The 10,232-nt window shown below is 69.0% G+C and carries 10 protein-coding genes; 6 read left to right on the top strand and 4 right to left on the bottom strand.

Annotation, left to right across the window (positions count from 1 at the left end; genetic code table 11):
• The coding region (locus QCN29_RS24735; RefSeq protein WP_279930884.1) for a tetratricopeptide repeat protein at positions 1–2,023 on the bottom strand (2,023 nt) is incomplete at its 3' end.
• On the bottom strand, positions 2,020–2,463 hold the full coding sequence (locus QCN29_RS24730) for a hypothetical protein (protein WP_279930882.1): 444 nt from the start codon (positions 2,461–2,463) through the stop codon (positions 2,020–2,022). The genes QCN29_RS24735 and QCN29_RS24730, both read right to left, overlap by 4 nt.
• A 600-nt stretch (positions 2,464–3,063) precedes the next feature.
• Between QCN29_RS24730 and QCN29_RS24725 the strand changes: the two genes are divergently transcribed.
• Positions 3,064–3,984: a phosphotransferase enzyme family protein gene (locus tag QCN29_RS24725; RefSeq protein ID WP_279930880.1), complete on the top strand. Its 921-nt coding sequence runs from the start codon at positions 3,064–3,066 to the stop codon at positions 3,982–3,984.
• 3 nt (positions 3,985–3,987) lie between these two features.
• Here the strand turns inward: QCN29_RS24725 and QCN29_RS24720 are convergent, their stop codons facing one another.
• A complete protein-coding gene (locus QCN29_RS24720; RefSeq protein WP_279930878.1) occupies positions 3,988–5,358 on the bottom strand; it encodes a tetratricopeptide repeat protein in 1,371 nt (456 codons plus the stop codon).
• Between the two features lie 234 nt (positions 5,359–5,592).
• Here QCN29_RS24720 and QCN29_RS24715 point away from each other — a divergent pair, with 234 nt between their 5' ends.
• Both QCN29_RS24715 and QCN29_RS24710 read left to right on the top strand, forming a co-directional pair.
• A complete protein-coding gene (locus QCN29_RS24715; protein ID WP_279930876.1) occupies positions 5,593–6,135 on the top strand; it encodes an ATP-binding protein in 543 nt (180 codons plus the stop codon).
• 333 nt (positions 6,136–6,468) lie between these two features.
• A complete protein-coding gene (locus tag QCN29_RS24710; RefSeq protein WP_279930874.1) occupies positions 6,469–6,768 on the top strand; it encodes a hypothetical protein in 300 nt (99 codons plus the stop codon).
• 413 nt (positions 6,769–7,181) lie between these two features.
• On the opposite strand, the gene QCN29_RS24705 is transcribed toward QCN29_RS24710, so the two are convergent.
• The gene (locus QCN29_RS24705; protein ID WP_279930872.1) at positions 7,182–7,964 is read right to left on the bottom strand and encodes a GntR family transcriptional regulator; all 783 of its coding nucleotides are present in this window, start codon (positions 7,962–7,964) and stop codon (positions 7,182–7,184) included.
• A 182-nt stretch (positions 7,965–8,146) separates the two neighbouring features.
• Between QCN29_RS24705 and QCN29_RS24700 the strand changes: the two genes are divergently transcribed.
• Genes QCN29_RS24700 through QCN29_RS24690 form a run of 3 tightly spaced genes read left to right on the top strand, consistent with a single transcriptional unit; the run spans position 8,147 to position 9,983 of the window.
• Positions 8,147–8,488, top strand: coding sequence for an SCO3933 family regulatory protein (locus QCN29_RS24700; protein WP_279930870.1), 342 nt, complete (start codon positions 8,147–8,149; stop codon positions 8,486–8,488).
• On the top strand, positions 8,488–9,792 hold the full coding sequence (locus tag QCN29_RS24695) for an FtsK/SpoIIIE domain-containing protein (RefSeq protein WP_279930868.1): 1,305 nt from the start codon (positions 8,488–8,490) through the stop codon (positions 9,790–9,792). Before QCN29_RS24700 ends, QCN29_RS24695 begins: the two co-directional genes overlap by 1 nt.
• The gene (locus tag QCN29_RS24690; protein WP_279930866.1) at positions 9,789–9,983 is read left to right on the top strand and encodes a hypothetical protein; all 195 of its coding nucleotides are present in this window, start codon (positions 9,789–9,791) and stop codon (positions 9,981–9,983) included. The genes QCN29_RS24695 and QCN29_RS24690 overlap by 4 nt, the downstream gene beginning before the upstream one ends.
• Positions 9,984–10,232 lie beyond the last annotated feature (249 nt).

The following is a 10,232-nucleotide window of genomic DNA, read 5'->3' as shown; positions in this document are numbered from 1 at the left end:
CGGGTTCATAGGCGGCCGGGTTGCCCGCCGCCAGCCGACGGTAGACATCGACCGCCTCCTGGGCCGCGGTCAGGGCCTCGTCCCGCCGCCCCACCGCCGACAGCCGGTTGCCGAGGTTGGACAGCGAGCCGGCGAGGTCGGGTTCATAGGCGGCCGGGTTGCCTGCGGCCAGCCGACGGTAGACATCGACCGCCTCCTGGGTGGCGGTCAGGGCCTCGTCCCGCCGCCCCACCTCCGACAGCTGGATGCCGAGGTTGGACAGCGAGGCGGCGAGGTCAGGCTGGTGTGCGGGGTCGGTGCGGGTGAGGTCGCGCCAGGCTCGCAGGGCGTCCTGGCCAGCAGTGAGGGCTTCGTTGCGCAGTCCGGCGTAGGACTGGCGTACCGCGAGGGTGCCGTGGATGCGGGCGCGTCTGGCGGGGTCTTGAGTGGAGGTCAGGCGGTGACGGGCCAGACGGTAGGTGATGGCCGCGATACCGACGTCGAGGTCGGTGTGCCGGCCTTCGGGGAGGTGGGGCTCGATGGCTTCCAGGACGGCGAGGTCGAGGGTGTCGAGGCCGACCAGGGCGGCCAGCGCTGTGCCGCCGGCGTGCAGGGCGAGTTCGGGGTGGCTCTTGAGCAGGGGAAAGAGCTGGCCGGTGGCGATGTGGGGCCAGCGGCGGGCGGTTTCGATCAGCACCGTCAGGGCGTCACGGGTCCACGGCGCGGGAGCACCGGCATCTGCGGCGGTCAGGAGGCGGTGGACGGCCTGGTGAGCCCAGTCGTCGGTGACGGCCTCGGACACCGGGTGAGGGGTGTCGGGATCGTCGGGGCTGGCCGGGGTGGTCAAGCCGAGGAAGTCCTCGCCGAGGCGGTCGGGATACAGCGGTTCCAGCACCGTGACAGTACGGGCCGGGTCAGTGGAGGACGCCGGGTAACAGTAGCGGTGATCGTCCAGGAGGGTGTTGGCGGCGGCGGTGGAGTCGGCCAGCCCGATCCGGCTCATGGCGGCCTGGCCATGGGGGCGGGCCAAAGGACGGGTGAGAGTGGCGGTCAGGACGGTGCGGCCCATCGCCTCCGGGGTGGTGGACAGCGGCTGGGAGGCACGCTGGTGCAGGGCGCTCCAGTGGGCGCGTTCGCGTTTGATCAGGTAGGCGGAGGCGCGGGCCGGGTCGGTGGGGGCGCTCTCGTGGTGCAGCTGGGCGTCGACGGCTGCCAGGGCGGCGATGTGGATGGTCAGGACCTGGGCGTAGTCGGTGTCGGTGCCCAGGTCCAGGGGCGGGCCGATTCGGGCGGCCCGGTCCGGGGCCATGCCGAGGCGGTCGGCGAAACGGTCCCGGGCCTGCTGGAACAGCTCGGCGCGGGCCTGTGGCTCATCGGCCAGCGAGGGCAGCTGGTGGAGTGTGGTGTCGATGTCGAGCTGGTCGCCGATCCAGGTCTCCAGGCTTTCCCACCAGATGCCGGCCGGGCGGGCGAGCAGCAGAACACGCACCGGAACGCCCGTTTGGTGCCACAGCGGCTCTCGAAGGAGCCGGTGCAGGTCGGGGGCGGGCCAGCGTTCGGCGTAGTCGACCACCAGCACGACGCCACGTGCGGTTTCGGGGGGCTGACTGGTGGTGAGGGGGTCGGCGCCTGTCTCGTTGACGACGGCCTGCCACACCGTCCACCCCGCCTTGTGGCTCAGCTCGGCGAAGCGGGCAGCCAAGCGGGTCTTGCCTTGGCCGCCGGGGCCGTGGACCAGCCGGACGGCGAGTCTTTCGGCCGGGTCGTCCCGCCAGGACGCCAGCACCTCCAGGTCGGCGCGGCGGCCGGTGAAGGGCACCACCTGATGCGCGGCCTTCAGCAGCCGGGAGGGCTGCTCGGCCAGTATCCGGGTGCGAACCGGGCGGGGCGCGGCGGGAAAGTCCTCGATCCGGTAGGCGGGCCTCCACTGGTAGACGAACTGCACGTGCTGGGTTCCGAAGGGCCCGGTCTGCACGGCAGCAGGGCCGTTGAAGGTGTTGCCGTGCACACCGCCGCCCGGCGTGCCGGTGGCGTCAGCGGTCACGATTGGGGGCCGAAGCGGACGTCCTGCTTGTTGTGGTTGCCGGCCTGGAACGCGGTCGGGCCGGTGAAGGTGTTGCCGGACACCAGCCCCACCCCACCGGCCGCTGCCGGGGCGGCCTCCTCCAGCAGCTGCCGCAGCTCGGCGGCGGCCTCGGTGCGCTGCTCCTCGTCACCCAGGCCTTCCAGCAGGGTCTCGATGCGGGTCTGCCACACGGCCTCCTGCCGTGCCCTGACCTGCTCGGCCGTGCCAGATCCGGCAGCGGCCAGATCCGCCGCGCTGCCCTCCAGCCGTTCCAGCTCGCCGCGTTCACGTTCCGCATCGCCACGGCCGAACCACCGCGCCAGCCGGTCGCGCAGCCCTTCCCACGCGTCGCTTCCCGCCGCCTGCACCACCGCGGCACCCCCCGCCGCGGCCAGTGCCGTCAACGCCTCAGGCAGCATCCCGTCCCCCTCGTCATTGCTCGTTGCATGCCGGTCGGTCTCAGACCGTAGCGCTCTACCAGCGCGTACACAGCGTCTTTGCCCGATATACGCCCAGCCACGTTCCTCCGGTTCCATACCGATTGACCGCTGCCGCATGGACCAGCACGGTGGTTGCTCGTCTCCCGCTCCGGTGGCTCCAGCCGTTCATGCAGTACCCGCGCGTCGGCGGCCGCGTCGTGCGGGCCGCCGAGCGGCTGGTTGCGGTAGGCACCGCGCTTGACGGACCACAGTCCGCGCCACACCCCGTACGGCACCATCGCGTTACGGCGTTCAGTTTCCTGAACGCTCACGGGTGGTGTCGGGCCTGGTGGCAGGCTGTCGCGGGTGACGGACCCAGAACCCAAACCGTTTCGGATCAATACTTCGGCTGCCCGCACATCCGCTACGTCCTCGACGAGAACCCCATGAGTTTCTGATCAATAGTCTCCTGAGGGACGACGTGCTCCCCTCGCCGCTCGCTCTGATGGGTCTGTACGGTCAGTGGAGTGCCCGGCGTTGTTGGTTGGTCACCAGCAGGTGCGCCGGGGGGCGCGCTCGACTAGGGGAGCTGGTACCGGCATGGCGGTTGATGCTGCGCGGGCATCGGGTGGAGGGTTTACGTCGGCAGGGGCGGCGCGGGTGGTGGCTGCCGCGTGTCGGGCGGCGGGGCTGGATGGCAGAGACGCGGAGTTGATCCGGTTCGGGGAGAACGCGCTGTTCCGGCTGGCGTCGGTGCCCGTGGTCGCGCGGGTGGCTCGGTCCGTGGACTACCTGCCCATGGTGCGCAATGAGGTGGCGGTCTCGCGTTGGTTGGCGAGCGAGGGATTCCCGGCGGTGCGGGTGGTCGATGACCTAGAGCAGCCGCTCGTGGTGGATGGGCACCCGGTGACGTTCTGGTACTTGATCGTTGAGGGGGAGCGTAAGGCCACATACGGGGAGTTGGGGGCGGTCCTGCGGGATCTGCACTCGCTGGCCGTCCCCACGGGGTTGGAGCTGCCCTCGTACAACGTCTTCGGCAAGTCGGACTTGCGGATTGATCGTGCGGTGGGGATCCCTGAGGACGACCGGGTGTTTCTGCGGAAGCGGGACCGGGAGCTGCGGGAGCGGTACGCGGAGCTGCGGTTCGAGTCGCACAAGGGGCCTGTGCACGGGGATGCGCATGTGCAGAACCTGATGGTGGACGACCGGGGCAAGGTCATCCTGATCGACTTTGAGAACTTCTGCTTCGATCACCCTGAGTGGGATCTGATGGTCACTGCGGTGGAGCATCACAGTCTGGGGTGGCAGACGGCGGAGCAGTATGCGGACTTCGTGGCGGCGTACGGCCGGGATCTTCGGGATTGGCCTGGGTACGCCACGCTGCGGGGCATTCAGGAGTTCCATATGACGACGTGGCTCATGCAGAACGTGCGGGAGAGCGAGCGGACCGCGCAGGAGTACCGGCGGCGGATCGCGGGCCTGCGCAACGATGATGCGCCGAGGGACTGGCGTCCCTGGTAGGGGTTATTCGTCGTCCAGGCGGGCGAGGGCGTCTCGAACCTTGTCGTTGAACGCGGTCACGGAAGGGTTCGCCGTGTGGGCGCTGATCTCGTGCTGGAAGTCGGTGATGTAGCGCTGGAAGCGGGCGGACTGGAGGGAGTCGCCGGCCTCTACGGCGAGGTTGGCCGTGGAGAGCGCGGCCTCCAGTTCGCCGTTGAGCAGCTGGCTCTGGGCGAGCACCATGCGGCAGAAGCCGAGGGTGCGGGCGTACTGCGGATCGGTGGCGTCGACGGCGCGCTGGGCGTGGGCGAGGGACCCTTTCCGCTGCTTGAGGTCGCGGAAGCAGTGGCAGAACTCGCCCATCAGCTCGGCGGAGTCGAAGTAGGCCAGCCACTCGGGGTCCTCGGTCGCGTCTGCCCGCTCGAAGTGGCGCTCGGCTTCGTTCATTGCGCGGCCCGCGCCGATGGGGTCGCCTGAGTTGGACAGGGCCCGTGCCTCCATCGCGGAGTACATCGACATGGCGCGGGGCGTCGCCTTGCCGTGCGCTCCTTCGATCGCGGCGCGGGCGAGTTGGATGGCTTGGGCGTTGTTTCCCAGGTAGTTCGCTTGGTGGCTGAGGTTGGCGAGGATGCGCGAGCCGAACATGCGGTCGTCGACGACCTTGGTCAGACGCAGGGTAGAGATCATGTAGCGGTGGGCGAGTCGGTGGTTGCCGGAGTCGTACGCGGTCCATGCGAGCAGCTGCGCGATTTCGGCGGCTGCCCCGTGCAGCGCTGTGCCGGTCTTCTCGCTGTACCTGGCGCTCAGCAAGGGCAGCACCTCGTGGCGGAAGTAGTGACGCAGTGCCTTGTGGCCATGGCCACCGCCGTACAGGAAGTCCAGTTTCATGAACATGTCCGCGGCGGTGCGGATGGCGCGCACGTCGCGCATGCCGACGCGCTGGGATACCTGCCTGTCGGCCTGGATGCCATCGGGGCGGGCGACCATCCATGACAGGACGGCGGCGCTGAGGTCCCCGTCCGCGATGATCAGGCGGTTGCCGGTGTCCGTCTCGGCCCGTTCGCCGGTGAGGCTGTCGAGTGACGATAGAGCCTCGGATAAGGACTGCGGATAGCCGACGGTTACCGGGGCGACGGGCGCAGCCTGGGGGAAGAATCCGAGATCGGTGGGAGTGATCCGACGGCGGAGCTTGACGCTCAGCGCCTCCGCCATGATCGCCGCTGTTTGGGGCTGGATGCCGGATCCGTCCCGCCATCGTTGTACGGCGACGTGAGTCGTGCCGAGTGACTGCCCGCGCTGCTCGGCGAGATCCCGCATCCGCTTGGCCAGCCCCTTGTTTGAGACGCTGGCCTCTTCCATGAGAGAGATCAGTTGCTCGTTCGGCTGTCGACTCATGGCCCCCTGCCATCGGTCACTGACGGCGAGTGAACATGGTGTCACAGATCACATGGTCAAGGGGGGTTCATGCGTGAACCCCCCTCTGCTCTACAGGTGTTCACGTGAACCCCCTGGTGAACGCTCCCGCTCGTGCATCCCACGCCGTTGACTGTCCACACGGAACGGCGGTCCAAAGAACCGCTGAAGTCGGGAGGGGACATGATGAATGGGCCCTTGGACAACGTGAGCAACATGAGTCAGCGGAAGCCCTGCATTCTGCCGTTGATCACTCCACGTGATGCGGCGAGGGTTTCGCCCCTGGAGAAGTACCGGGCCATGACGCTGTTCGCGGAGTCTTCGGACACAGCCCATGCGGCGCGCAACATGGCGCGTGAGGCTCTTCAGGATTGGGGGCTGCCTCAGCTCGTGGACGACGTCCGACTGGTGGTATCCGAACTCGTGGACAACGTCGTACACCATTCGGTGCCGGACAGCGTCCGCGCGCGTCCCGGTGGGTCGCGCCGGGTTGATGTGAGCCTGCGCAAGTGGCCGAAGTGGCTGTTCGTCGGCGTGGCGGATGAGGACTCAAGTCCGCCGGTGTCCCCCACGGGGGAGATCTTCATGCCGCATCTCGTCGGTGACCTGCCCGAAGCGGTGCTGCCCGACTCGGGGCGGGGGCTGCTGATCGTGCAACGGCTGGCGGATGCTCTGTGGTGGGCTCCTGAAGAGGGGGGCGGCAAGACGGTGTTCTGCCGCTTCGACCTCGACGGCTCATCCGCCGATCGCTCGCCGTAGCAGACTCCGGGCTGCCGTATCCCTAGCGCCTCCTGTGCAAGCTCGGGAGGTGGCGGCGGCCCGGTCCGGCCGGTCTGACCGCTCCGGCCGCATACGGGCGCGGCCCTTCGGGCCGTACGGGATCCCCTCCCGACGCGAGGGGCCGCGCTCCGTCAACCACATCCGAAGACCGAGACCGGGCCACCCCATCAGCCCTGGAAAGCGAAGGGTGGCCCGGCAGGGGACGCGACGGTCCCCGGTGCCTGATGGTACCGGGGCCGTCGTTGTGCATTTCTGCTCCGGTGCAAGGAAGTTGACAGAACATTACTTGGACCGGAACAGGGGTGGTCAGCAGTGACCAGCACTGGCGGGAACGGCCCCGGTGACGGGCTGGATGCTCTGGGCCTTGAATCCGTGCTGTGGGTGCCCGGCGTCGACTACGTCGGCGGATGGCGAGAAGCGCGGGAGTCGGCGGACCGGCTGAACCGCGCGCTGCTGGCGGCAGGCCTGGAGCTTTCTGAGGCTCGGGCAGTCGCCGATACGGCGGTAGACGGGCGGGGCGTCGTACGCCTGACCGGGTGGCCGGACGCGGTCGACAGAGTGGCGGGCCTTCTTGAGCTGGCGGCTCAGGAGCAGGGAGGGACGACATCGTGAAGCCTGCCTGCCCCGAGCGCTCGGCTTGGGCACGTCGCCGGCCGCAAGGGCTTTGGGCAGTAGCTGCCATGGGGCGAGAGAGTAGGGGGCCTTACGCTGGCCCGGCGGATCGGGCGGGCCCCTGCCCTGCCCGCGGTTGTGCCCGATCGGCCCCCTGCTCTGCGAGGCTCGCCCCATGGGAGCTGCGTAAAGCCCTGGAGGCCGTCGACCACCAGCCACACACAGACCGGGCCCGAGCGAAGCGGCGAACTCCTGCACGGTTGAGGGCTCCCATGGGATCGGGCGGCTGCCGCCGGACGGGACCGGCGGTCACGCCGCATGCCCGGCCGGGGCGGCAGGGCCGCCCGGCGCGCCGTAGGCGCGCCCTTGAGGAAGTGAAGAAGGTTTCGACCGATCGCTGCTCGCTGTCCGGGTCAGGCACGGGAACGGCGTGCGGCGGGTGCCTTGTCGGCGGTGATCCGGTAGGCGGCCTGCGCGCGGTCCGCGCCGAGGCGCATCTCTTCGAGGAGGAGCGGGCGGTCGTCGGCGCCGTGTGTGGTGCGGGACAGGTGGAGCACCGGGGTCGCGTCGGGCGTCTGCAAGGCGGTCCGCTCGTCGGGCAGCGGCATTCTGGCCTGCACGGTCTCCGACCACCACAGCGCGTGTCCGGCTTTGGCCAGCAGCTCGTAGATGCGGGCCGGTTCGCTGTCGGGGTGCTGTCCGAGTTCGGGCACTTCCTCGGCTACGGCGAAGGGAATCAGCGTCCGGTGGAGAGCGCGGGTGCCGGATGCCGGATCGAGCAACAGGCGGTCGCAGCCGAAGAGGGCTTCTTCTTCGCCCAGGTGCAGCGCCTGGCCGGTCTCGGCGGTAGTCCGGGTGCGGTAGACGCCCGGCTCCTCGCTCTGTTCCCAGGAGGTGCCGGTGTGGGTGGTGTACCGACCGGCTCCGCTGCGTGTGATGCGTCGTTCGATGGTGAGCACGGGTGCTGGGGACAACCGGACGAAGCTGCCCTTGCCGTGGATGACCTCGATCAGCCCTTCCGCTCGGAGCGCTGCGACGGCGTTGCGCACGGTGGGGCGGGAGACGCTGTAGCGCTTGATCAGCTGGGCTTCGGAGGGCAGCGGTGCGCCGTGCTCGTACTCGCCGGACAGGATCGCTTCGCGCAGTGCTGCCGCGACCTGCTGGTAGAGGGCTCCGGGGCGCTGGATCTCCGTCATATCGGGGCCTTCGTCTCGATGGAATAAGCCACATCACACAAGCGACGTCAGTCGCCACTCATCACTCGTCAGCATAAGCACTTGCCCAACTCCCGTACAGAGCCACATACTCGCAACTCATAAGGACGAGTGACGTCAGATTGAGAGTCTGACGTCCCGACAGGCCAAGGAGGCCACAGATCATGCAGTCCATCCCCGTGGACGTGTCCCGGCTCGGCGTACTGCGGTGCGCCGTCCTGCCGGAACCGAAGCTCAGCAACTTCGAGACGAAGGAGGAGAAGAAGGACCGCGACGGCAACACGATCTACACCGTGGCCGTGACCGTCCGGCAGGAGGGACGGCGCATCTCCGTGATCGAGATCGCCGTGAGCGGTGAACCGAAAGGACTCGAAGAGGGGCAGATCGTCAAGGTCACCGGCCTGGAGGCGTTCGCCTGGGCCATGGGCGACCGGCACGGGATCAGCTTCCGCGCCGACTCGATCGCTCCCGCGACCTCCGGTCCTGTGAAGGGAGGAGGTGCCTGATGGGACCCATCACTCTCGCGTTCGCCCTGGCGGCACTCGCCTGGATGCTCGTCGTAGGCGACTGGCTTCGGCAGCACCGGCCCGTCTGGCACTGGTACATCGCGGGCTATCCCGTCACCGCTCTCCGCGTGCTGTGGACGTGGCGACGGGTGACCACGCTCAACGACCTCGCGGTGTCCCGCCGACCGCCGCGCGGACTCGTCGGTGACGCGATCGTCAAGGGCGAGGCTTTACGCCCCGTACCTCCCCGAGCATCCTTCCCCAAGGCGACTCGGACGGGCCTGTCTCTGATCGTGCGACTGCACGCAGGGCAGACCCCGGCACCGTTCATGGCGGCGGCCGACGCTCTGGCGCACGCCTGGAGGGTTCACGCCGTACGGGTGACCTCACCCGAGCGGGGCATCGTGCACCTGACAGCGACGGCCACTGATCCGCTTGAACGGCCGGGCATCGCTACTGCTCCCGCAGCCTTGATGTCCGCCCTGATCGGAGTGCTGGAGAGTGGCGGAGCGTGGGTCATGAACCTCCGCCTCGTGCCGCACTGGCTGATCGTCGGCGCGACCCGTACCGGCAAGTCCACCCTGCTGGCCCGGTTGGTCGCCCAGCTCGCCCCGCAATCTGTGGCGCTGGTCGGCATCGACTGCAAGGGCGGTATGGAGCTGGGGCTGTTCGCTCGGCGGCTGTCGGCGCTCACCACCTCGCGCCGTGAGGCCGTGGCCGTGCTCGGAGCCCTGGTCGTCGACTTGCAGCACCGCATGGCCGCTTGCCGTGCCGCGGGCGTCCGCTCGATCTGGGAACTGCCCGACAAGCTCCGCCCCGTGCCGGTCGTCGTGATCGTGGACGAACTGGCGGAGCTGTACCTCACAGACGGCACCCGGACGGGGAAGGCGGAGGCAGAACAGTGCTCGACCTCTCTGTTACGGCTCGCTCAGCTCGGCGCGGCGCTGGGTGTCCACCTGGTGATCGCCGGACAGCGGGTCGGCTCCGACCTCGGCCCTGGAGTCACGGCGCTGCGTGCTCAGCTCTCCGGCCGAATCTGCCACCGCGTCAACGACCCCGGCACGGCGGAGATGGCCCTCGGTGACCTCAACAAGGACGCCGTGGCGGTAGCCCAGTCCATCACCGCGGAGGAACGCGGGGTCGCGGTCTGCACGGGCGCTGACGGCGGCTGGGACCGCGCCCGGTCCCATCTGACCACCGCCGAGGAAGCCACTGCCACAGCCGCCAAGCACGCGGCGCTCACCCCCGAACTGCCCAGCGTCACACACGCGCTGGCAGCGCTGGAAGGGAGCGCAGACGCATGAGCGAAGCAACAGCCCTGCCGCTTGTGGTGGTCTTCGGGATCATCACCGTCCTCCTGGTCCGTGCCCGTGACGTACGCGCTTGGGAGGCCGTCTGCATCGGACTCTTCGGTCTCTACCTCGGCCAGACACCCGTCATCTTCACCGTCGACGGCCTCATGAACTGGATCTTCAACGGCTTCAGCAACGGCTGACGAAGGGAGGCCACACCATGCCCATGCGCCCAGTGCGCTGCCCGCACTGCAAAGGCGAAGGAAGCCGCAGCACCCGGACCGGCCGCGTGCACCGCTGCCGAGTCTGCCGCGGCAAAGGCACCATCATCCGCTGACCCACCCGCCCGACCTGAGAGGGGCGACCACATGGACGACACCCCGCCACCAACCGACACCCAAGCCGCTGCGGCGGCCCACCCCGGGAGGTCCCCACCATCACCACCGAGAACA

Origin of the sequence: Streptomyces chengmaiensis, assembly GCF_029846775.1 — a bacterium.
Classification (GTDB): domain Bacteria; phylum Actinomycetota; class Actinomycetes; order Streptomycetales; family Streptomycetaceae; genus Streptomyces; species Streptomyces chengmaiensis.
Note: the sequence above shows the minus strand (reverse complement) of the source record. Positions and strands in the feature narration are given on the sequence as shown.